Genomic DNA, 23793 nt, shown 5'->3' with positions numbered 1-23793 from the left:
CTTCTATTTAATAGGTACTATGTTAACAAGTTATGTCATTTTCCATAAACATATACTCTTCAAGCTGATATATTGCTTGTTAATTGCTTTAAATATTTTACTGATCATTTCTTCATTGAAACAGTTTTAACAAAAAAATCCTACCCAAAATGGGCAGGATTTATATTTAAATTCAAGTCAAAAATTATTCCCACTCAATCGTTGCAGGTGGTTTGCTTGAAATATCGTAAGCTACTCTGTTGATTCCTCTTACTTCGTTGATGATTCTGCTGGAAACGGTATCCAGGAACTCGTAAGGAAGTCTGCTCCACGTTGCCGTCATAAAGTCGATGGTATTGGCAGAACGAACTACAGCTGTATATTCGTAAGTTCTTTCGTCACCCATTACTCCTACAGATTTTACAGGAAGAAGGACTACAAATGCCTGAGATACTTTTTCGTAAAGGTCATTTTTGTATAATTCTTCGATGAAGATATCATCCGCTTCCTGAAGGATTCTTACTTTCTCAGCATCTACCGCTCCCAATACTCTGATTCCTAATCCAGGACCTGGGAAAGGGTGTCTGTATACCAGGTGATGAGGAATACCCAATTCTTCTCCTACTCTTCTTACTTCGTCCTTGAAAAGCTCTCTTAATGGCTCTAATAATTCGAATTCCATATCTTCAGGAAGTCCTCCAACGTTGTGGTGTGACTTGATTACTGCAGATGGTCCATTAACAGACTGGCTTTCGATAACGTCAGGATAAATGGTTCCCTGAGCTAAGAACTTAGCACCTTCAATTTTGTGAGATTCTTCGTCAAATACGTGGATGAATTCGTTTCCGATGATTTTTCTCTTTGCTTCAGGATCGTCTACTCCGGCTAGTTTTGAAAGGAATCTTTCTTTAGCATCCACCATTTTAATGTTCATATGGAAATGCTCTCCATACTGATCCATTACTTTTTTCCCTTCATCCTTTCTCAATAATCCCGTATCTACGAAGATACAAGTCAACTGATCACCGATGGCTTTGTGGATCAAAACAGCGGCTACAGAAGAGTCTACACCTCCTGAAAGTCCAAGGATTACTTTGTTGTCTCCTACTTTCTCACGGATTTCCTCAACTGTTTTTTCAATATAGTTAGTCAGTTTCCAGTTTTTCTCTGAGTTACAGATGCTGAAAACGAAATTTTCAAGCATTTTCCCTCCTTCTTCTGTATGAGAAACTTCCGGGTGGAACTGAACGCAGAAGATTTTTTTGTCTTCATTGGAGATAGAAGCAATTACGCCTGATTTCGCATTTAATTCAAAACCTGCAGGCAATTCTCCTACTTCGTCAAAGTGGCTCATCCAAACAACAGAGTTCTGAGTAACTCCTTTTAATAAAGAGCTTTCTTTAACGATCTCTAAGTTGGCTTTACCGTATTCTCCTTTCTCTCCTTTGTTTACTTTTCCTCCTAAAAGGTGAGCCGTCATCTGCATTCCGTAACAGATTCCCAATACAGGAACTCCCTGCTCGTATAATTCTTTCTCAACCAGGTGAGCATTTTCTGCATTTACAGAACTTGGTCCACCGGATAGGATGATTCCTTTTGGCTGTTTTGCTAAAATATCTTGTAATGGTGTATTGTAAGGCAAGATTTCAGAGTACACACCCATCTCACGGATTCTTCTTCCGATAAGCTGGTTGTACTGGGATCCGAAATCTAAAATAATAATACCGTTGTTCATTTTTGATAATTGATAAATGATGATTAAATTAAAAGCTTTAAGCTATAGGCTTCAGGCAATAAGCTTTCTATAACGCAATAAGCATGCTGCCTGTAGCCTAAAGCTTATTGCTTACTTAACTGTTTTACAAAAAAAGACTTGGATTAGCTCCAAATCTTTTTTCGTGATTTTTATTAAAACTTTCCGATGTCTTCTCTATAGAAGCCGTAATCGAAATGTACGTGACCTGCGTCTTCGTAAACTTTCTTGCGGGCATCTTCGTAAGTAGCTCCTGTAGCCACAATGTTCAGTACTCTACCGCCATTGGAAACTACTTTATCACCTTTGGTGACAGCTCCTGCGTATAAAAGTTTACTGTGTTTCAGTTTGTCTTCTCCTGTAATTTCGAAACCTATTTCGATATTTCTCGGATATCCTCCTGAACACATTACCAAACAAACTGCCTTTTCGTCTTTAAACTTAAGCTCAATATCTTTTCCTTCCATACAATCCTGAATCACATCCAGAAGATTGTTTTCCATCAACGCCATCAATACCTGAGTTTCAGGATCTCCGAATCTCATGTTGTATTCAAGAAGGTAAGCTCCGTTTTTCGTTACCATCAATCCGAAGAAGATGATTCCTTTAAATCCGAAACCTTCAGCTTTAAGACCTTTGACAGTAGGTTCTAAGATATTTTTCTCAAAATCTGCATAGTGCTCCTGAGTAAATTCCGGGCTTGGTGCTACTGAACCCATACCTCCTGTGTTAGGTCCTGTATCTCCGTTTCCAGCTTTTTTATAATCTTTTGCCGCTACACAAGGGAATAATTTTTCCCCGTTAGAGAAAGCAATAATAGAAGCTTCAAAACCTTGTAAATATTCTTCAATAACTAAACGAATACCAGCATCACCATAGATTCTTCTGATCATGAAATCGTGGATTGTAGCTTCAGCTTCTTCAAGGTTATCACAAATAACAACACCTTTTCCCCCAGCTAAACCACTTGCCTTGATTACCAAAGGATACTGCTGTGTCTGCACATACTCTTTAGCTTCGTTATATGAATCAAATACTACAGCTTTAGCTGTTTTGATATCATAGGTCTGCATAAATTTCTTAGAGAAAGCTTTACTTCCTTCCAGGCTCGCTACTTTTTGAGTAGGCCCGAAAACCTTAAGATCATGCTTTTTAAATTCGTCCTTGATACCTGCTACAAGAGGAGCTTCAGGACCTACGATCGTAAGATCAATTTTTTCTTTAATAGCGAAATCTCTAAGTTCTTTGATTTCTGATAAATGAACATTTTTCCCTATTACATCGGTAGTAGCATTCCCGTTGGCAAAAAACATTTTAGAAATTCTTGAGTCATTCTGAAGCTTTGCCGCTAAAGCAGATTCTCTACCGCCTTCACCTATGATTAATATTCTCATACTTTATTTATTATCTAGTCTTAATTTACAAATATATAATTTTGAATGCTAAAAATACAATCCCTAATTATTTTTTAATTCTATTTTAATTAGTGGAAAAAGTGTCTGAAACCTGTAAACATCATTGGAATACTGTGCTCGTTTGCTGCCTCAATACTATCCTGATCTTTTACACTTCCACCGGGCTGAATAATCGCCTTAATGCCTTCCTGAGCGCAGAAATCTACTACATCACGGAAAGGGAAAAATGCATCTGAAGCCAGTACTAAATCTCCTGAGAATTTTTCTTTTGCTCTTTCGATCGCCTGCTGTGTTGCCCAGATTCTGTTTACCTGTCCGCCACCGATACCGAATGCCTGAATTCCGTTGGAAACTACGATTGCATTAGACTTCACATATTTTACTACTCTCTGAGAGAAAAGCAATGCTTTTTTCTGCTCTTCTGTAGGCTGTACTTCAGTTACCACTTTGATATCATCTGAGAAGTGAAGGTCATTATCCTGAACAAGGATACCTCCGTCTACTTTCACCCAGGTCTGTTTGTCAGAAACAGGGTTTACGATTTTGATGATTCTCAGGTTTTTCTTTTTTCTTAAAATTTCAAGAGCTTCTTCATCAAATTCAGGAGCCATTACAATTTCAAGGAAAGTTTTGTTGAGTTCTTCCGCTGTTGCTGCATCAATTTTATAGTTCATTGCAACAATTCCGCCAAAGATGGAAACCGGATCACATTCAAATGTTTTCTGATAGGTTTCCAATGCTGAAGTTCCGATCGCAACGCCACAAGGGGTAGAGTGTTTTACGGCACAACAAGCCATTTCTTCTTTGAACTCAGTGACTACTTTCCAGCAAAGGTCCATATCACGAAGATTGTTGAAAGAAAGTTCTTTACCTCCAAGCTGTTCAAAGTCTTTCATCGCTCCGTTTTCGAAAGTAGAAACGTAGTAAGCTGCTGTCTGGTGAGGATTTTCTCCATATCTTAGATCTGCTACTTTTTTATAAGAAGCATTCAGATAAGTAGGATATTCTTCATCTAAAAGCATTCTTGAAATAGCCGCATCATATGCAGAGGTAAGGTTGAATACTTTTCCTGCAAGTTTTTTACGGGTTTCGATATACGTATCACCGTTTTGCTCCATTTCAATTTTCACTGCTGCATAGTCTTCAACATCCGTGATTACTGTTACAGAATCAAAGTTTTTCGCTGCAGAACGAAGCATTGAAGGTCCACCGATATCGATAAACTCTACTTTTTCATGTAAAGAAATGTCTTTGTTTACATTTTCAAAGAAAGGATAAAGATTTACGATTACCATGTCAATCAGACCAATTCCGTGCTCCTGAACGGTTTTCATGTGCTCTTCATTGTTACGAACAGCCAACAATCCACCGTGAACTTTTGGGTGTAAAGTTTTCACTCTTCCATCCAACATTTCAGGGAAATTGGTAACCTCATCAATCTGAATAGGATTTAAACCAGCGTCTTTCAAATGTTTGAACGTTCCTCCTGTAGAGATCAACTCATAATTCTGAGCTTCCAAAAACTGTGCGAATTCTATTAATCCACTTTTGTCAGAAACACTGATTAAAACTCTCTTTTTACTCATTTTACTTTCAATTTTTTACTTTTTACAGCTATTTCAAACTGTGTCCGGGTCTTTCACCTCCGAACTTACTTTTATTTTACTTAGATTTCTTTTTATTAATGTAACAATGTATCAGTCCAGCAATGTAACAATACCTTCAACATTGGTAAATTGGTACACTGATACATTGTTATATTTATTCATTTCCCAGGACCTTATTGATCGCTATCGGAAATATTTCATATTCAATCTGGTGAACTTTCTGAGCCAGCGTTTCAGGAGTGTCCTCAGCGGTTACTTCGAAAGACTTTTGAAGAATAGCTTCTCCTTCGTCAATCCCTGGTGTCACAAAATGTACAGTTGCCCCACTCTCTATTTCTTTCGCTTCAATAACTGCATTGTGAACGTTCATTCCCCACATTCCTTTTCCTCCGAATTTCGGAAGCAAAGCCGGGTGAATATTGATTATTTTACCATTCCAGTTTTCACAGAATTCAGATTTTAAGATGGATAAAAATCCTGCCAATACAATCAGATCTGTATTTTCAGGGATTACTTTGGCCAATTCGCTGCTGAAGTTCTTTCCTCTCGGAATGAGTATGTTTTCTATATTGTGATTCTTTGCTCTTTCCAGTCCGAAACATTCTCTGTCTGCTACCACCAGAGTTACTTTTGCATTCCGGATTTCTCCTGAGTCAATAGTATCAATGATTCTCTGCAGATTGGTTCCTGAACCGGATACGAGTACAACAATGTTCTTCATTATTCAGATGTTAGATGTCAGATTAAAGATTACAGACTTACATCTGATATCTAAGATCTGAAATCTGATGTCATTTAAAATTTCAAATTGATTTTCTCTGCTCCTTCAGTGATTTCACCGATTTCGTAAGCGTCATCTAAAAGGTGTAATACTTTTTCAGCATGTTCAGCATCTACAACGATTACCATTCCTACACCCATGTTGAATGTTCCGTGCATTTCTTCACGTGCCACTCCACCTCTTTTTTCAAGCTCAAGCATCACACTAGGAATTCTGATTTTTGATTCGTCAATAGAAGCACAAAGTCCTTCCGGAATAATTCTTGGAACGTTTTCGTAAAGACCACCTCCTGTGATGTGGGCAATTCCTTCTACTCTTACTTCTTCCAATACTTTGTGGATATCTTTGTAGTATAGTCTTGTAGGAACTAAAAGCGTCTCGTATAATGGTTTTCCTTCAAACTCTTCTTCAAAGTCCGGGAATACTTTTCTTACTAAAGAGAATCCGTTTGAGTGGAATCCTGAGCTTGGCAACGCAATAATTTTGTTTCCTGCTTTGATCTTAGAACCGTCAATGATCTGGTCTTTTTCTACGATTCCTACACAGAATCCTGCAACATCATAATCTCCGGGCTGGTACATTCCAGGCATTTCAGCAGTTTCACCACCAATCAATGCACAGTTGTTATCCTTACAAGCGGCAACCATTCCTAAAACGATTTCTGCAGCGATTTCTGAATCAAGCTTTCCACAAGCCAGATAATCCAGGAAGAATAAAGGTTTAGCACCGTGGCAAAGAATATCGTTGGCACACATTGCGAAGCAATCTACCCCGATAGAATCGTATTTTTTGGTATCTAAAGCTACTTTCAGCTTTGTTCCTACTCCATCTGTTCCTGATACAAGAACCGGATTTTTGTATCCTCCGATTTCATAGAAAGCACCAAAACTTCCCAAGTGGTTCAGTACATTGGAATTGTGGGTTTCACCGACCGCTTTTTTGATCTTGTCAACCGTTTTGTATCCTTCTTCTTTGTCTACTCCTGCTGATTTGTAAGTGTTGCTCATGTCTGCTTAGATTTTTAGATATTAGGATTTCAGATCTCAGATTTCAGATGATTCTTATCTTGTATCTGACGTCTTGCGTCTTCTTATCTTTTAATATTTCAATTACTTTTATACTCGATTTTAGAAAACAAAAAAGCCGACAATCTTTTCAGATTATCGGCCGTTATTTTATCTCAGAATTTCAGAGCCCACAACTTTCCCTTTATGAGAAAAACATTGTTTATAGGAGGTCTGAATTTTCATCTCTTTTCTTTTTGCAAAAATAGTAATTTTAAATGAATATTCAAATTCTATTTTTCAAGGATTGTTTCAATGGCTGCAATCTTCTTAATTTTTTCTTTTAACTCACTGTCTTTCTCTTCATTAGAAATTTTCTGAGCGGCTTTATCAAAGTTATCATTAAAGAAAGGAAGAGAAAAAGTTTCCACCACATTTCCTCCGTGGAAAGGGAAACGCTTTGATGCTGCTTCCAAAACACCTGCCCCACCTCTACCTCCGGGAGATGTAGACATCAATAGCATAGGTACTTCATTCCAGACTGTTCTGTCTTTGATTCTGGATACCCAGTCGAACACATTTTTGAATGCTGTAGAATACGTTCCGTTGTGCTCTCCCAAAGAAACCAGTAATACATCAGCACCGTCAATTTTTGCTGCGAAATCATGAGCTTCCTGTGGAACACCGCCTGCTAATTCTCTTTCGTGTTTATAGATAGGCATTTCGAAAGGGTTTAAATCGATTACTTCTACTTCTGCATTTTCAAATAACGTTGATGCATAGGCTACCAACTGTTTGTTCATTGAAGCTTCTGAGTTACTTCCTGCTATTGCTAAAATTTTCATAGGTGAGGTTTATTTTTAAGATTACAAATTTAGTTTTTTATTTAAGATAAGACGGCAGTTCCATAGGTACTTCCATTAATAATACTTCGGTGTCTTCTACGGCTTCAATATTAAAGCTCTGTGTATCCCAGATTCCTAATCCGTCTCTTTCATTCAGGACACGGTCTCCGATTTTTGCACTACCTTTTAAAACAAATGCATACACTCCGTTTCCTTTTTTGTTGAGCATATAATTTTTACCGTTTCCTTTTTTAAAGTTGGCCAGATTGAACCATGCATCCTGATGAATCCAAACTCCGTCATCATTTTTATTGGGAGATAAGATCTGTTGGAATCCATTGATTTTTTCTCCTTCTTTGATACTTTTCTGATCGTATCTCGGTTCAACATTCTGTTCTTTTGGGAACACCCAGATCTGAAGGAATTTTACTTCTTCATCTTTATTTTTATTGTATTCGCTGTGCATGACACCTGTTCCGGCACTCATCACCTGGATTTCTCCTTTTCTGATTACTGCTGTGGTTCCCATGGAGTCTTTATGTTCCAGATCTCCTTCCAAAGGAATGGATATAATTTCCATATCTCTGTGTGGGTGTGTTCCGAAGCCCATTCCCTGCGAAACGGTGTCATCGTTCAATACTCTTAAAACTCCGAAGTTGGTTCTATCTCTGTTTTGATAGTTGGCAAAACTGAATGTATGGTAAGAATTTAACCATCCGTGGTTGGCATGGCCTCTTGAATCTGCTTTATGATATACTGTTTTCATTTTCTGTGATTATTTATAGTACAAATGTACGGGATGTAGGTGTTTAAAAAGTTGATGTAGGTTAAGAAAGGAAATTTGGAGAAATTAAAAAGGTTGAGAAAGCTCAGAAAGTGAGGATTATTTTATAGGTCTGATTACGCGATTTTTTTATTTACAGTATGTTTTTAAGGCGCAAAGATTTTATTTGCGATAAAACTTTTATGCCGGATATTTTTTCTTCCAATGAGTAAACAAGTGCAAGCATCTGTGATATCTGTGAAAATCTGTGGGAGATTATTACAATCTTAAGATCAAAAAAAATAATAAGTATACGAAGGATAGATTTTGAGTTTTGGCTAAAGCCAATTGATGAATGTTTAAAAGAAAAGCGGGCTAAAGCCCGCTCCTATTGAATTTTATGATGCTATTTTAAATTAAATTTCAAAACACATCACATTACTTATTTCTAACCTCTATTTTCTTATTAAAAATGTACCTGCTTGATTTCCTCTTCAATTTCCTTAGGGGTTTCATCTTCGGATTTCACAAAAATCATGGTTACTACGGCTCCGATCAGCATGCAAACACCTCCTACGACAACATAATCCATCGCCTGTTTTCCGAAAATCCCGCTTACGATAGGACCTCCGAACAAACCATTGATGATCTGAGGAATCACAATAAAGAAGTTGAATATGCCCATATAAACCCCCATCTTCCGTTGTGGAATCACCTCAATAAGCATGGCATAAGGCATTGCGAGAATACTTGCCCAGGCAAAGCCTAATCCAATCATGGAGATCCATAAATTGTTGACATCCTTAATGAAATACATGGAAACCAGTCCCAAACCTCCACACAATAAAGCTAAAGCATGAGTCTGTTTTTTACCAATCAGCTTAGCGATAGGTGTTAACAGAAACGCAAACGGAATCGCCCAGAGATTATACATTCCGAAAAGTTTTCCGGTAAGGTCTCCAGCATCATTGAATGCCTTGGAATGGGTATCTTCCGGGGAAAGTCCAAAATGATGGGTTGCCAGAGCACTGGTGGTAAATACCCACATGGTAAACAATGCGAACCATGAGAAAAACTGAACAATTCCCAGCTTTTTCATCTGCAAAGGTATCGCTGCAAAGTCTTTAAAAATATCTGAAAACTTAGAGTTATGTTGGTCTGCGTCTTTTCCATCTTCAAAATCAGCAAATTCCTGTGGGGAATACTCTCTGGTTGTCATGATGGTGTATAGAATTGATATGATAAGCAATGCAGCACCGATATAAAAAGAATAAATCACATTATCTGCTACAAATCCTGCTGGTGCTTCATTGGAAATTCCCATTTTCGTTAACCAGTCCGGCAGATAAGATCCTAATACCGCTCCGATTCCAATCAGAATTGTTTGTACAGAAAACCCTATCGTACCCTGATGTTTCGGGAGCATATCACCCACCAAAGCCCGGAAAGGTTCCATGGCAATATTCACTGAAGCATCCATCATGGCTAAAAATATTACCGCTAACAAAAGTGCATTGGCGGCAAACATCTGAGTAACGGATGCTGCATTAGGAAGGAGAACCAATCCTATCGCGCATAAAACAGCGCCAATCAGGAAATAAGGTTTTCTTCTTCCCAGCGGACTCCAGGTATTGTCTCCCATATGACCGATAATAGGCTGGACAATCAGACCTGTAATGGGAGCTACCAGCCAGAACCAGGATAATTCGTGAACATCAGCTCCTAAATTACCCAGAATACGGCTCGCATTTCCATTTTGTAACCCGAATGCCATTTGAATTCCCAGGAATCCCATGCTCATATTGATAATCTGGAGCATGGATAGGTCTGGTTTTTTCCTTTTTCCTACCTTCCCATTATCATATTTCCCCATCATGATTGCCATTACAACTTTAGTTTTTGAATTAATGCATCTTCGATAGGGGTCTTCTCAATAACCACTTTATCTACCACCTCATTAGGTACTGTCACAGAAAGAACATATTGCTTAACCTTCCAGTTTCCGTTGATTTTCTCTACCACTCCCGAGCCTCTGCAGATCTTCATCTGGGTATCCAGTAATTCATCAAACCAAGCCAGTTTTCCGTCTTTGCTGAAGTAAATATTTCTTTTAAGGGCCTTAAAATTCCAGGTTTTCTTTTTGTCGAAATAAGGTTTTGCCCATACCATAAATGCTTTTTTGTCCCAGATTTCAGTAGCGTCTGTACCGATAAAGGTAGATTCATCTGCAAACAGATTAAAATAGGCATCATAATCCGCCTTTGCTGCCATTGTATTGAAGGTATCAAGCATGGTAGTGATTTCCGATTTTTCTTTTTCAAATCCGGTCTTCGACTGTGCTGTAAGTAAAGGAAATCCCAGTAAAAAAAGGATTAGTGTATAAGCAGTCGTTAGTTTTTTCATATGTATTAATTATTTTTCCAGTTCAATAATCAGTGGAGTTTTTGCAGGAATACTCATTGTATTTTGCAATGAAATTTCTTTGTCTGAAATGATTTCTTTTCCTTTTGTAAATCCATTCAGTGATTCTGCAAACCGTTTCAGATCTAACGTCTGATCTTTTTCATTATTGTTGATGATGACCATTACACTTTCTTTTTCATTGTATCTGAAATAAACAAAAACACCATCCTGAGGAACGAAATTTTTAGTTTTTCCATGATGAATCACGTCTTTACCTTTTCTCCAGTTTAATAATTTCTGAGTAAACCGGAAAAATTCTTTCTGCTCCGCAGTTTGAGCGGATGGATTGAAAGCGTTTTGTGTATCAGATTTCCAGCCTCCTGGAAAATCCCTGCGGATATCCGCATCACCACCAGTTTTTTTATCACCTCTCATTCCTATTTCAGATCCGTAATAAATCTGTGGAATTCCTCTTACTGTCGAGATCAGAGTGAGTGCCATTTTATAGGCATCTGGATTTGCATTAAAGATTTCATTCCATCTTTCGGTGTCATGATTTTCAAAGAAAACAAGGGTATTATTGATATCCGGATAAAGGAAATCGCTCGTAAAAGAATCGTAAATACGGATCATTCCTTTATCCCAGCTTTCTTTTTCTTTAAGGGCTTTAGGCATGTTTTCAAACAGCATAAAATCCATCACCGATGGTAAATTTGAATTGTAATTTTCTATCGCCCCGATCTTCGAATTTTTCTGCCACGCGGCAATTTGAGCTGCTGTATACAGCCATGTTTCCCCTACGATATTGAATTTCGGATATTCATCGGTGATCGCCTTTGCCCATTTTGCCATGGCGTCTTTATCATTGTAAGGATAGGTATCTACACGAAATCCTCCCAGCTCGGCATATTCGATCCACCAGATAGCATTTTGGATCAGATATTTCAGGACCAATGGATTTTTCTGGTTGATATCAGGCATCGTTGTATCAAACCATCCGTCCAGGGCATATTTTTTATCAATATCCGAAGCATTGGTATCAAACTGTGTCGTCGTTTTATAGTTTGACCGTTTAAATCCTTTTTCTCCTTCATCAAACCAGTGTATCCAGTCTTTGGAAGGAAGATCTTTAATCATCCAGTGGGAGCCGCCCCAGTGATTGGTTACATAATCCATCACTAACATCATCTTTCGCTTATTTAGCTCCTGGGATAATGTTTTATAATCTTCGTTGGTACCGTAGCGTGCATCAATTTTATATAGATCGGTCTGAGCATAACCGTGATAGGAATACACTTTTTCGTTATCCTCATTCACGGGAGTCAGCCAGACTGCTGTAGCTCCTAAATTCTGGATATAATCAAGATTATTGATAATCCCGCGGAGATCTCCTCCATGTCTGCCGTTGGGAAGACTGCGATCTGCTTTTTCGGTAAGCTCCGGTCTTGAATCATTCTTCTCATCACCATTGGCAAAACGGTCCGGCATGATCAGATACATGAGATCTTTTGAAGTAAAAGATTCACGATCGGCAGATCCCGGATTCCTTTGTTTCAGCTCATAAGTGTATGAACCCATATTCTTTTTGCCTTTCTTAATATTGATAGCAAACTTCGGAACGCTTATTTCGTTGGTATTGACTGTAATAAAAACATAGTTAGGATTATCTACTTTCCTTATGTCTTTGATCTGTATGCCATCTGAAAGCGTAATCTCGTTATTAGCCACTTCTTTTCCGTATACAAGAATCTGAAGTTCAGGATTTTTCATCCCCTTCCACCAGAAAGCAGGCTCTACTCTTTCCAGATTTTTCTGGGAAAAAGCAAAAGAAGCTATCGAAAGGGCGAATGCTGCATATATTGTCTTCATATTAGTGTTCAATTTAGCATTAAATTTTCATATATACGTTCAAAAATGTAGCGGAAAGTCTCTTTTTTTAATCTTCATTTCTATAAGATTATCAGATTAAATGACTTCATTTTAATTTTTATAAAGAATAATTAAATTTTTCACAAAAAATTCATGCATAAAATTAATTTCCCATGCTTTTTATGTTTAGTTTTATAGAAAAAATGTTGGATTTCAGCAATATGTTCAAAACTGAAGGACCGGATGTTGTTTACACATGGACAATTCCTGTGTTTGCTGCTATAATTTTCCTTGAAATGGCCTACAGTCATTTTAATAAAGAGAAAATATATGAGACAAAAGACGTAGCAACAAATGTCCTTTTCGCCTTGCTTAATTATGGACTAGATATCATCATGAAGAGTTTCTCCTTATTTGTTATGATGTTTTTTTACCAGCACCGTCTTTTCGACTGGCAGGAGGGGATCTGGTACTGGATTGCCGTATTCCTGGCTCAGGACTTTGCTTATTATGTCCATCATTATGTAGATCATCATTCGCGTGTTTTCTGGGCGGTACATATTACCCATCATAATTCTGATTATTTCAATATCAGTACGGGATTCAGAAGCCCTGTATTTCAGCCGTTGTACAGGTATTTATTTTTCTCTCCACTAGCTTTCATGGGTTTTCATCCGTGGCATATTCTGGTAGCCTACTCTTCTATACAGATTTACGGCACGTTTGTACACACCCAATCGATTAAAAGTATGGGATTTTTAGAATATATCCTGGTGACACCTTCTCATCACAGGGTACATCATGCCTGCAATATCAAATATCTGGACCGCAATATGGGAATGGGACTGATTATCTGGGATAAAATTTTCGGGACTTTTGAAAAAGAAGATCCTGAAGTTCCTGTAAAATATGGAGTTTATCCGAAAATAAAATCCAAAGATCCCGCAACGATGCTTTTCTATGAATGGAGAAGAATAGGGAAAGATATCAGACAGCCGGGAATTTCTTTTAAAGACCGCCTAAAATATCTTTTTTATTCGCCGGGATGGAGACATGACGGAACTGGAAAAACCGTCAAACAGTATCAGAAAGAATATAAAGAGAAAATAAAAACTCCTGTTAAAGTACAGGAACAACTATTAGAATCTGAAAATCAATATTCCCAGCTGATTCAACACGCAGAGGATAAATAAAAATACCCCGGCCATCGAAAATCCGATAAACCGGGGCACCTTAGTGTATCTTTACAATTATTTTACTGGTTTAATTGAAATTGCGAAACCGCCGCTTCTTACCATTTTAAAATTAATTTTCGACTTACTTGTAATCTCTTTTTTGTAGATGTTATAACTTTGAGGGTTATCGATATAATCAGCATCTTTTCCATCTTCATAGATGGTTGCCTCATATTTCTTTCCTTTATCCAGGAATGAGAAGTCTACAGTATACTCACGTTTGTTTTCATCCGTGATACCTCCTACAAACCAGTTTTCAGTGCCTTTTGCTTTTCTCGCTGTAACTACATAATCACCAGGCTCAGCAGCTAAGATTTTTGTATCATCCCAATCTGCTGCAACATCCTTAATAAACTGGAATGCATCCATATGCTTTTTGTAGTTCTCGGGAAGATCCGCAGCCATCTGAAGCGGCATATACATCGTTACATAAAGCGCTAACTGCTTTACCAGAGTAGTTTTTACAAAACGGTTATCTCCAGGGAAATAATAGTCAAGTTTTGTCTGGAAAATTCCCGGCGTGTAATCCATAGAACCTCCCATCCATCTTGTAAACGGAAGAACCGTCTGGTGATCCGGCTTATTTCCTCCGAAAGCTTCATATTCCGTTCCACGTGCTGCTTCTGCAGAAATATAGTTTGGATAAGTACGGCTTTCTCCTGTAGGACGTACGGATTCGTGAGAATTCACCATGATTTTATAGTCGTTTGCTTTTTCTGCAATTCTATAATAATGGTTGATGGTCCATTGAGAGTAATGATGTTCCCCTCTAGGAATGATATCTCCTACATATCCTGTTTTCACAGCATCATATCCATATTTATTCATGGTTTGGAAAGCTTTATCAGCCCATCTTTCATAGTTTGTCGCAGAACCTGAAGTTTCATGGTGCATGATGAGCTTGATTCCTTTTGAATGCGCATATTCATTCAACATTTTAATATCAAAATCCGGGTAAGGAGTAATGAAATCGAAAACAAACTCTTTTGAATGTCCGAACCAGTCTTCCCAACCGATGTTCCATCCTTCGATCAACAATCCCTGGAATCCGTTTTCTGCTGCAAAGTCAATATATTCTTTAACTTTTGTATTGTTGGCAGCATGTTTTCCGTTTGGAGTTAATTTTGCAAAATCTGTTTTACCTAAATGGACATTTTCAGCGGTAGAATAAGCCCATTGTGATTTTCCGATAATCATTTCCCACCAGACTCCCATGTATTTTGTAGGGTGAATGTAAGAAGTATCGGTGTACTTTGTAGGCTCATTAAGGTTGAAGATCATTTTAGAATCCATCACCTGCTCTGCTTTCGGAGCTACAATAATTGTCCTCCAAGGCGTTACTGACGGAGTCTGAATGTATCCTTTCGCTCCCTGTCTGTCGGCAGTCAAATGCGTTTTGAATTTAAAATTCTGTGCATCTACCTCAAGGTGTGAAGCCGGATAATCCAATACAGCTGCTTCTGCAACGTTAATATACAATGGCTCTTTTCCTTCTTTTTTAAGCATCAATGGAGACTGCACTGCATTTTTCACCAATGACTGTGAAGCGTTGGCATCATATGCTTTATCCCATTTTGAAGGGATTTCAGATACTTTTGTTTCCTGATACTGATACTCCTGAGAGTCATAATCTGCAACTATCCACCATGCCTTCATATCGGTAGGGAAATCGATTTCAGAATCTTCTTCTCTGATGACGAAATAATTAAGGTTTTTCTGTTGTGGGAATTCATATCTGAAACCCAATCCATCATTGAATAATCTGAACTTTACCACAATACTTCTGTCTGTAGAAGCCTGATTCAGGGTGACTGCCAGTTCGTTGTAATGGTTGATATAATTTTTCTTTTCTCCTAAAACCGGCTGCCAGGTTTCATTTTTGGAGTCTCTTTTTTCATCTGTCTTTGCAAAACCGTTGTTCAGATCGTATTTTGCATCTTCTGGTTTGGCAATTTCAGAAGCGAATTTTATGGCTGTGTCTTTAAATAATCTCAATCCCAATTTAGAATCTTCCACCACTACTGCCCCATTGTATTTCAGGTTATAGTAAGGTACTCCTTCTTTCAGCTGAAAGTTCATTTCGAACTTTCCGTCCGGAGATTTTAAAGATTGGGCTTTCACACCTGTAAACATCATTGAGAGCAAAAGTGCTCCAACTGTAATTTTCTTCATAATGACTATTTATTAACTTAAAAAAATAAAGTGCTGCGGTAAAGCAGCACTTTGCTTTATTTTAGTTTGTTTAGTTTAATTTACAATTTAGTAATGGTTAACTTGTAATATGCTGAATTGTGTAGATCCAGTTCAATTTTATAATTACCTGCCTGTGAAACTTTATATCCAGGATCTCCTGTAACAGTTCCCTCTGAGCTTAAATAGGTCTGAACACCTGTCCCTGAAACTAAAGTCTGCTCTGCATCTTTTGGCTGGAACTTTATTGCCCAATCATCATTGGCTCTGAATTTAAATACTCCGGTATTGGATAAAGCAATTGAATTGATAACATAGGTTTTGGTTGCAGGATTGTATACAAAGTCAGTATCTGATCCCCATCCCGTAGGCGTTGCATCACCAATAACTCCGAAGTTTGCTAATGTAGCAGAATAGGTATTTGCTGCCCAGTCTACTTTCATATAATAAGTTCCTGCTGCTGCCGGTACTATATCTGAACCATCAACTTTTAGTTTTCCGCTATTGGTTCCATCATCCCCTTTATTTCCCGGCCAATCCTGATTGATCGCAAATTTATATTTACCATTATCACCTGAAGCATCTTTGATGAAAATAAATCCTCTGTATTTATCATTTTTCTCAGGAGAAAACAGATTCGGTGAATTAGATGGAGTCCAGTTTGCATAACCAGCTGCTCCTGCGTATGCTCCAGGAACATTGATCTTTGGATATACCAAATCAGGGTTTGGAGTATAAGGAGTTACTTTAAGAGCAATTACATTAGAATAAAAAGCTGCTGAGCCTACTGAAGTCTTCAATCTTACTTCGATATCGTTTACAACATCCGGAACTGCTCCAATGGCAAACATGGCGGCATTCAAAGCGGCATGTGTTGCAGAACCTGAAGTCATATCATTAGAAAAGTCAATGGTAGCACTTTTTTTGAAACCATCCCCTTTCATTCCAAATTCTACTTTCTGATTGGGAACTACAGCAATATTAAATGTTGGTTTTGTCCATGTAAAGCTTATTACGGCATCATTTGCATTAAGTTCATTAAGAACTATTGCACTTTTATCAGCAGATATTTTACCGGCAGATGTTTCATTAATAACCGCCTGATCTTCATCTTTTTCACAGGAAAAAACGATAAGACCTGTAAAAACCAGGGCTAATATTTTGAATAAATTTTTCATTTTAAACAGGATTTAAAATTAATACCCAGGATTCTGAATCAAATTAGGATTCGCTACAATATCTTTAGCAGGAATCGGGAACAGGTTTCTGTAGTTTTCTACTGCTTTTCCATCTTTTACATTTCCTTTCCATGGCCATAGATAATCCCCTGTGGTGAACTTATTGAAACGAATAAGATCACTTCTTCTGGTCATTTCCCATGATAATTCTCTGGCTCTCTCATCTAAAATGAAATTCAGATTGATAGAAGAAACATTTCCGCTTGTATCTCCATAAGCACGTTGTCTCAGTTGATTAATATAACCGATTGCTGTAGCCTGATTGCCGCCAGTTCCTCCTCTTAATACAGCTTCTGCATACATCAGATAAATATCTGCCAAACGGTACAATGGGATATCAGCCTCCACCCAGTTGGTATGAGCTCCGACAGATCCGTTACTTTTAACATTTTTAAACTTGATAAAAGCATAACCATCTGTAAATGAGCCTAAATCATTAATTTCTAGATTTTGCCCTGAAGTAAAGAATCTTCCTCTTTTGTCACTTCCATTATTAGGGAATAACCCTACAAATGCTTTTGTAGTTCTTAAACCACTCCATCCTCCATTCACTCCAAAATCAGCAGCTTTCATATCACCACCTATGGCAGCATGTACCAGATAAGTGGTCCCACCATTAGTCTGCGTATTGATTCCGTCAAAATTAACGCTTAAAATCTGCTCCGGATTATTGATATTATTATCAGCAAGGAATAAATCATCATATTTCGGTTTTAAAGAATATCCTGCTGCAATCACTTTATTACAGTATGTGATACAATCTGTATTTCTCTGAGTTCCAGTATAAACTTCAGCATTTAAATATAATTTTGCCAACAATGACCAAACAGCAGCTTTATCTGCTCTGCCATATTCATTTGTTTTAGGATCTTTTAACTCTCCTGCTATAGCAAGTAATTCAGATTCGATATAATTAAACAATGCTTTTCTTTCTATTCTTTGTGGCGGGTTTATAGATCCAGGCAGGTATGATTCATCTACAAAAGGAACATTTCCAAACATATCAATCGCATGAAAATATGACTGTGCTCTCAGGAAACGTGCTTCTGCTCTCATCAATTTTGCCTGATTAAGATTGTCTCCAGTAATATTATTGGAAGCTAACTTTTCATCGGTAACATTTCTTAAGAACTCATTACAAAAAGCAATTTCTGTATATATTCTATAGTACATAGCCGCAATAAACTCATTGGAGGCATCCCATGTCATTTTGTGCATGGTATGAAGATTTCCGTCATTCCATCCAATCACAGCTTCATCTGTTGTAACAACATTTAGTGTGTACATCAATCTGGTATATTGTGAAAAACCACCATTGATTCCGTTAATATCACTATCCGGCTGATCACCATCTCCACTTACCTGGCCACCCATTGCAAGTCCTCCATAAAGTTTTGCCAAAACATTTTTATAGTTAGCAAAATCCTTATAAATACTGGCTGAAGTAACATCTGTGATTGGCTCTCTTTCAAGATCTTTCACACAAGAAGTTGCTGTTAATAAAAATACTGCTGAAAGAGGCAATACTATATTTTTAAGTTTAATTCTATTTAGTTTCATTGAATTTTTATTTAAAATTGGAAATTAAAACCTAAAGAGTAAATTTTAGGCATTTGGTAATAACCGTTGTCTATTCCCCCAAAAACTTCAGGATCTACTCCAGAGTATTTAGTGATCACAAAAACATTCTGCGCCATCGCATATACTTTCAGGTTGCTTCCTTTGGTGAAGATTTCTCCGAAATTGTATCCAACATTGATATTATCCAGTCTCAGGAATGAAGCATTCTCAACATAAATATCAGATTTGTACTGAGGAACTGCAAACTTATACTGAGGAGCTGTAGAGAATACGTTCTGAAGGTATTCGTTGGTAGATGCTGACTGCAGTGAACTATTTGAAGCAGCATTATTATATACGTAGTTTCCTAATACGGCTCTTGCACTTAATGCAAAATCCCAATTTTTGTGAGAAACTTTAGTAGAGAAACCTAAAATTGCATCCGGTGTAGTAGATTTGTAATAATACATATCTTTTGTATTGATTACTCCATCTCCGTTTCTGTCTACAAAGGCTCCGTCAACAGGTTTTCCGTTGGTATCATATACCTGCTGGTATACCCAGAATGAATTAGGTGCATATCCTACAGCATGAGCCTGAATTCTGTTTCCAGAACCTCCTTCAATACCTCCTACTTCCATGTTAAATGATTCGTCAGCTCTGTCTTTAAGCTTCGTGATAACCGGCTTGTAATGAGTAGCATTAAAGCTTACTTCCCAAGTGGTATTCTGATTTTTAACAGGAATTACGGTAATACTTCCTTCAATCCCTTCATTTTTCATATCACCTACGTTCTGCCAGCTGGCATTACTTAAACCTCCAGCAGGCTCGTCAGCATATACAAGAAGATCTTTCGTATCCTTTCTGAATACATCTATTGATCCGGTAATTCTGTTTTTATTAAAACCAAAATCTAATCCTAAGTTTTTAGTGGTTGTAGTTTCCCAGGTAAGATTTGGATTATAGTTAGCAGGTCTGAACATAAAGTAGAATTCATTTCCAAACTGATATCCAGCTCCCTGATAACTTGGATTGTAGGCTGCAAAAGCCGGGTAATTATTAGGCTTGTTACCGTTAAGTGCAGGCAATTCCTGCTGGCCCGTTTTACCCCATCCCGCTCTTAGTTTTAATGTACTGATGGAAGATATATTTTTGATAAAATTTTCTTCATTAAGCTTCCAGGCTAAGGAAACTCCAGGGAAAACACCCCAAACATTATCTCTGGTACCGTTAAAGAATCTTGAAGAGCCATCTTTACGAACTGATCCTGAAATAATATATTTATTAGCAATGGTAAAAATAGCTCTTCCATAAAATGAAATCAGCGTATTTTGAGTTTTGAAATCTAAATCTTGCGAGTTAATTCCTGTTCCTCTATAAGTGATAGCTCCCGGAAGATAGATATTGAAATCCTGATAAGAATATCCTGCAGTAATGTCTACACCAGTATTAATAGCACTGATGTTTTTTACATAATTAAAATAGGTTTCCAAAAGCTTGTTTTTCTTTTCCATAGAATAGAAATTTGAGCTTCCTTTATCTTCGAAACCTGGTCTCAGACGAGCGTCTTTAAATTTATGTCCGTCACTTTTTGTATAATCGTATCCGGCATTTACATTGAAATGAAGGTCCGGAAGAAAATGAAACTTATAATCTAACTGAATATTTCCCAATCCTCTTAATACAGAGGAAACATCTCTTACCCCATTGATCATCCCAAGTGGGTTTGAATTGGCATTTACATTATAACCTGTTGCAGATCCTGAATCCAGCCATTCATAATACCCTCCGTAATTAGAGTTTCCTGAATACACCGGTTGCGTAGGATCAAAATAAGTAGCCGCCTTAATCACTCCGCCATCTACAAATCTGTTATCGGTAAATGTTCCCTTTGCATTTACATTCACTGATAAATGATTATCAAAGAATTTAGGGTTTAAGTTCAATCCTACAGAAGTTCTGCGGAAAGAATTTGATTTTACAATACCGTTCTGCTCATTATATCCTAATGATAAACGGTATGGCAGACCTTTAATCCCTCCTGAAAGGGCAACGTTATTATCGGTACCCCATGCTGCCTGATAAATCTGATCCTGCCAATCGGTATCAGCATTTCCAAGTTTGGTTTTATAACCTGCAGGTGCATACGTATTAACAAAATCTCTAAACTCCTGAGCATTTAATACATCTACCTTTCCCATTTTAGTAGAAACCGAAGTAACTGTTGAGAAATTAACTTTAAACTTTCCTGCTGTTCCTTTCTTGGTTGTAATGAGAATAACCCCATTGGAAGCTCTGTTACCATAGATCGCAGTAGCGGAAGCATCCTTAAGGATATCAAACGTTTCAATATCATTCGGGTTAATTAATGATAAAGGATCAGAAACACCATTCATTCCAACGAAATCCTGAGGAACTCCATCAATAACGATCAACGGAGAGTTTTCTCCACTTAAAGAAGAAGTACCCCTGATCCTGATTTTTGTACCCGATCCCGGAGCTCCACTGTTATTGGTAATCTGTACTCCTGGTGTTTTACCCTGGATCAGCTGCCCGGCAGAAGTAGCTCCTCCGTTGAAGTCTTTAGCCGTAACAGAAGTTATAGAACCGGTAAGGTCAGATTTTTTCTGTTTTCCATATCCAATTAGTACAACTTCATCAATCTTCTTCTCCTGAGGAAGAGAATCTTTTTTCTGCGCATGTATTACTGTACTGGCCAGTAAAAAAGCGGGCGCGATTTTTAATACTGTTGTAAAATTCTTCACAATCTTATTTTTTTATAGTTTCGTTTTTCAGTCATATTTTGGCCCAGAGCCAGACTCGCAATTTAAAAAAAAATTAGAATTATTATAAATTTAATATAATTTTAGTTAAAATTATGTATATTACGAAACCGATTTTAGTTAGTTTTTTAAAATCCAATAATTTACAACGTCTTATGCATTACATAATATTTGTTTTAAATTAAGAAAATGTTAAACAATTGTTTAACTTAATTTCATATTCAACCTTTCAAAATCGCTTTCTTCATCATAATAATGCCACTAATAGCGGTATTCAACAGATATTCCTTATCTTTGCAGTTAAAACTTTACTATAAATGTCAAACAGAAAGATGATTACGGCAGCTTTGCCTTATGCAAACGGGCCGGTTCATATAGGACATTTGGCAGGTGTTTATATTCCTGCGGATGTTTACGCAAGATTTCAGAGAAGATTAGGAAAAGATGTAGCGTTTATCTGTGGTTCAGATGAGCACGGGATTCCTATTACCATAAGAGCTAAAAAAGAAGGAGTAACTCCTCAGGATATCGTGGACAAATATCACGAGATCATCAAAAAATCTTTTTCTGATCTGGGAATTTCATTTGATGAATACTCCAGAACAACGTCTAAAAAGCATTATGAAACCAGTCAGGATTTCTTCAAAGTTTTATACGAAAAAGGAAAATTCACTGAAGAAATTTCTGAGCAGTATTTTGATGAGCAGGCAGGAGAATTCCTTGCTGACCGTTATATTGTAGGAACTTGCCCTAATTGTGGTAACGAAAACGCTTACGGAGACCAGTGTGAGAAATGTGGTTCTACCCTTTCTCCTTCTGAGCTGATCAATCCGAAATCAATGCTTAGCGGAAATGTTCCTATCCTTAAAGAAACCAAAAACTGGTATCTTCCGTTAAATGAATACGAAGACTTTTTAAATGAATGGATCATTGAAGGTCATAAAGATGACTGGAAACCTAACGTATACGGACAGGTTAAGTCCTGGTTGAATGATGGCCTTAAGCCTCGTGCCATGACCAGAGACCTGAACTGGGGAGTTCCGGTTCCTCTTCCGAATGCTGAAGGAAAAGTATTATATGTATGGTTTGATGCTCCTATCGGTTATATCTCTTTCACCAAAGAATGGGCAGAGAAAAACGGAAAAGACTGGAAAGACTACTGGCAGAGTCCAGAAAGTGATCTGGTACATTTTATCGGAAAGGATAATATTGTATTCCACTGTATTATTTTCCCTTCGATGATGAAAGCACACGGAGATTATATCATGCCGGCTAATGTTCCTGCTTTTGAATTCCTGAACCTTGAGAACGATAAGATCTCAACATCAAGAAACTGGGCAGTTTGGGCTCATGAATATGTGGAAGACTTCCCCGGACAGCAGGATGTTTTAAGATATGCGCTTCTTTCATCTGCTCCGGAAACAAAGGATAATAACTTTACATGGAAGGATTTCCAGACTAAGAATAATTCTGAATTGGTAGGGATCTTCGGAAACTTTATCAACAGAGTTGCAGTTCTTATTCATAAATATTATGACGGTGTTGTTCCACAAGGCGATGCAAACAGCCCTGAACTGCAGGAAATAAGTAAATCTGCAAAAGAAATCTCAGGATTCCTTGAAAATTATGAGTTCAGAAATTCATTAACTGCATTAATGAACCTTGCGCGTTTTGGAAACCAGTATCTTCAGACGGAAGAGCCTTGGAAAACCATCAAGGACAACCCGGAAAAAGCTGCTCAATCTTTATTCGTTGGAGCTCAAATAGCTGTTGCTCTGGCTCAGTTATGCGAACCTTTCATGCCTTTCAGCTCTGAAAAGCTATTGAACATGTTCAATGTTGAGAAGAAAGACTGGAACTCTATTGAAAACCAATCAGTATTAATTGAGACAGGTCACAAAATCAATGAATCTTCCCTTCTTTTCTCAAAAATTGAGGACGATGTCATCGAGGCTCAGATCCAAAAACTGGAAAACACAAAACAAAACAATAAAAAAACAAACCCTAACGCAAACCCTATGAAAGAAGAGATCACGTTTGATGACTTTACTAAAATAGACCTTAGAACAGCAACCATTTTAGAAGCTGAAAAAGTAGAAAAAGCAGATAAATTACTAAAACTTACTGTAGATACAGGAGTAGATGTAAGAACTGTTGTTTCCGGGATTGCAGAAAGTTTCACTCCTGAAGAAGTAATCGGGAAGCAGGTAATGATTCTTCTGAACCTTGCGCCAAGAAAAATCAGAGGAATTGAATCTCAGGGAATGTTATTATTAACAACAAAACCAGACGGAAAATTATCTTTCGTAACACCGGATGACAGCAATGTTGAAAACGGTATTGAGATCGGATAATTAAAATCCTTATA

At 37.5% G+C, this 23793-nt stretch carries 16 protein-coding genes; 2 read left to right on the top strand and 14 right to left on the bottom strand.

Translation table 11 applies throughout. The annotated features are described in order from the left end of the window. Nucleotides 1–184 precede the first annotated feature (184 nt). The 10 genes from guaA to PZ898_RS00110 form a co-directional block, all read right to left on the bottom strand. Nucleotides 185–1714 (bottom strand): glutamine-hydrolyzing GMP synthase, encoded by a 1530-nt coding sequence (guaA, locus tag PZ898_RS00155; RefSeq protein ID WP_062670805.1) that lies wholly within the window; start codon nt 1712–1714, stop codon nt 185–187. A 173-nt stretch (nt 1715–1887) separates the two neighbouring features. Beyond that, nucleotides 1888–3126: a phosphoribosylamine--glycine ligase gene (gene purD, locus PZ898_RS00150; RefSeq protein WP_062670807.1), complete on the bottom strand. Its 1239-nt coding sequence runs from the start codon at nt 3124–3126 to the stop codon at nt 1888–1890. A gap of 89 nt (nt 3127–3215) precedes the next feature. Beyond that, on the bottom strand, nt 3216–4733 hold the full coding sequence (gene purH / locus PZ898_RS00145; RefSeq protein WP_277694475.1) for a bifunctional phosphoribosylaminoimidazolecarboxamide formyltransferase/IMP cyclohydrolase: 1518 nt from the start codon (nt 4731–4733) through the stop codon (nt 3216–3218). A gap of 175 nt (nt 4734–4908) precedes the next feature. Continuing rightward, nucleotides 4909–5475: a phosphoribosylglycinamide formyltransferase gene (purN, locus tag PZ898_RS00140; protein WP_120230574.1), complete on the bottom strand. Its 567-nt coding sequence runs from the start codon at nt 5473–5475 to the stop codon at nt 4909–4911. 74 nt (nt 5476–5549) lie between these two features. After that, complete coding sequence (gene purM, locus PZ898_RS00135) at nt 5550–6542, bottom strand: phosphoribosylformylglycinamidine cyclo-ligase (RefSeq protein ID WP_062670814.1); 993 nt, start codon at nt 6540–6542, stop codon at nt 5550–5552. A gap of 290 nt (nt 6543–6832) precedes the next feature. Continuing rightward, nucleotides 6833–7384, bottom strand: a complete 552-nt coding sequence (locus PZ898_RS00130) for an NAD(P)H-dependent oxidoreductase (RefSeq protein ID WP_277694474.1) — start codon at nt 7382–7384, stop codon at nt 6833–6835. A gap of 37 nt (nt 7385–7421) precedes the next feature. Continuing rightward, entirely contained in the window at nt 7422–8150 is a 729-nt protein-coding gene (locus PZ898_RS00125; protein WP_034696330.1) for a pirin family protein, read from the bottom strand. A gap of 463 nt (nt 8151–8613) precedes the next feature. After that, entirely contained in the window at nt 8614–10032 is a 1419-nt protein-coding gene (locus PZ898_RS00120) for an MFS transporter (RefSeq protein ID WP_277694473.1), read from the bottom strand. After that, complete coding sequence (locus PZ898_RS00115) at nt 10032–10550, bottom strand: nuclear transport factor 2 family protein (RefSeq protein ID WP_277694472.1); 519 nt, start codon at nt 10548–10550, stop codon at nt 10032–10034. Before PZ898_RS00115 ends, PZ898_RS00120 begins: the two co-directional genes overlap by 1 nt. 9 nt (nt 10551–10559) lie before the next feature. After that, nucleotides 10560–12419 (bottom strand): glycoside hydrolase family 13 protein, encoded by a 1860-nt coding sequence (locus PZ898_RS00110; RefSeq protein WP_277694471.1) that lies wholly within the window; start codon nt 12417–12419, stop codon nt 10560–10562. 203 nt (nt 12420–12622) lie between these two features. On the opposite strand from PZ898_RS00110, the gene PZ898_RS00105 reads away from it, so the two are divergent. Beyond that, nucleotides 12623–13612, top strand: a complete 990-nt coding sequence (locus tag PZ898_RS00105) for a sterol desaturase family protein (protein WP_277695620.1) — start codon at nt 12623–12625, stop codon at nt 13610–13612. A 57-nt stretch (nt 13613–13669) separates the two neighbouring features. On the opposite strand, the gene PZ898_RS00100 is transcribed toward PZ898_RS00105, so the two are convergent. The 4 genes from PZ898_RS00100 to PZ898_RS00085 form a co-directional block, all read right to left on the bottom strand. Further along, the gene (locus tag PZ898_RS00100) at nt 13670–15826 is read right to left on the bottom strand and encodes a glycoside hydrolase family 97 protein (RefSeq protein ID WP_277694470.1); all 2157 of its coding nucleotides are present in this window, start codon (nt 15824–15826) and stop codon (nt 13670–13672) included. Nucleotides 15827–15906: 80 nt separating this feature from the next. Next, nucleotides 15907–17022 carry a SusE domain-containing protein gene (locus tag PZ898_RS00095; protein WP_062670827.1) on the bottom strand — a complete coding sequence of 372 codons (1116 nt, stop codon included), beginning with the start codon at nt 17020–17022 and terminating at the stop codon, nt 15907–15909. An 18-nt stretch (nt 17023–17040) separates the two neighbouring features. After that, nucleotides 17041–18642: a RagB/SusD family nutrient uptake outer membrane protein gene (locus PZ898_RS00090; RefSeq protein WP_082798702.1), complete on the bottom strand. Its 1602-nt coding sequence runs from the start codon at nt 18640–18642 to the stop codon at nt 17041–17043. Between the two features lie 11 nt (nt 18643–18653). Continuing rightward, a complete protein-coding gene (locus PZ898_RS00085) occupies nt 18654–21407 on the bottom strand; it encodes a SusC/RagA family TonB-linked outer membrane protein (RefSeq protein ID WP_062670829.1) in 2754 nt (917 codons plus the stop codon). Between the two features lie 335 nt (nt 21408–21742). On the opposite strand from PZ898_RS00085, the gene metG reads away from it, so the two are divergent. Next, nucleotides 21743–23779, top strand: a complete 2037-nt coding sequence (gene metG / locus PZ898_RS00080; protein ID WP_123277983.1) for a methionine--tRNA ligase — start codon at nt 21743–21745, stop codon at nt 23777–23779. Nucleotides 23780–23793: the final 14 nt, after the last annotated feature.

Origin of the sequence: Chryseobacterium sp. WX, from assembly GCF_029542485.1 — a bacterium.
Taxonomy (GTDB): Bacteria; Bacteroidota; Bacteroidia; order Flavobacteriales; family Weeksellaceae; genus Chryseobacterium; species Chryseobacterium cucumeris.
This window is presented reverse-complemented; position numbering and strand designations above follow the sequence as displayed.

Bases quoted from the DNA above. Each gene is read 5' to 3' on its own strand.
- PZ898_RS00105 (WP_277695620.1), top strand. From the start codon at position 12,623: ATGTTGGATTTCAGCAATATGTTCAAAACTGAAGGACCGGATGTTGTT.
- purM (WP_062670814.1), bottom strand. From the start codon at position 6,542: ATGAGCAACACTTACAAATCAGCAGGAGTAGACAAAGAAGAAGGATAC.
- PZ898_RS00115 (WP_277694472.1), bottom strand. From the start codon at position 10,550: ATGAAAAAACTAACGACTGCTTATACACTAATCCTTTTTTTACTGGGA.
- purD (WP_062670807.1), bottom strand. From the start codon at position 3,126: ATGAGAATATTAATCATAGGTGAAGGCGGTAGAGAATCTGCTTTAGCG.
- purH (WP_277694475.1), bottom strand. From the start codon at position 4,733: ATGAGTAAAAAGAGAGTTTTAATCAGTGTTTCTGACAAAAGTGGATTA.
- guaA (WP_062670805.1), bottom strand. From the start codon at position 1,714: ATGAACAACGGTATTATTATTTTAGATTTCGGATCCCAGTACAACCAG.
- PZ898_RS00110 (WP_277694471.1), bottom strand. From the start codon at position 12,419: ATGAAGACAATATATGCAGCATTCGCCCTTTCGATAGCTTCTTTTGCT.
- metG (WP_123277983.1), top strand. From the start codon at position 21,743: ATGTCAAACAGAAAGATGATTACGGCAGCTTTGCCTTATGCAAACGGG.
- PZ898_RS00095 (WP_062670827.1), bottom strand. From the start codon at position 17,022: ATGAAAAATTTATTCAAAATATTAGCCCTGGTTTTTACAGGTCTTATC.
- PZ898_RS00100 (WP_277694470.1), bottom strand. From the start codon at position 15,826: ATGAAGAAAATTACAGTTGGAGCACTTTTGCTCTCAATGATGTTTACA.
- PZ898_RS00125 (WP_034696330.1), bottom strand. From the start codon at position 8,150: ATGAAAACAGTATATCATAAAGCAGATTCAAGAGGCCATGCCAACCAC.
- PZ898_RS00120 (WP_277694473.1), bottom strand. From the start codon at position 10,032: ATGGCAATCATGATGGGGAAATATGATAATGGGAAGGTAGGAAAAAGG.
- PZ898_RS00090 (WP_082798702.1), bottom strand. From the start codon at position 18,642: ATGAAACTAAATAGAATTAAACTTAAAAATATAGTATTGCCTCTTTCA.
- PZ898_RS00130 (WP_277694474.1), bottom strand. From the start codon at position 7,384: ATGAAAATTTTAGCAATAGCAGGAAGTAACTCAGAAGCTTCAATGAAC.
- purN (WP_120230574.1), bottom strand. From the start codon at position 5,475: ATGAAGAACATTGTTGTACTCGTATCCGGTTCAGGAACCAATCTGCAG.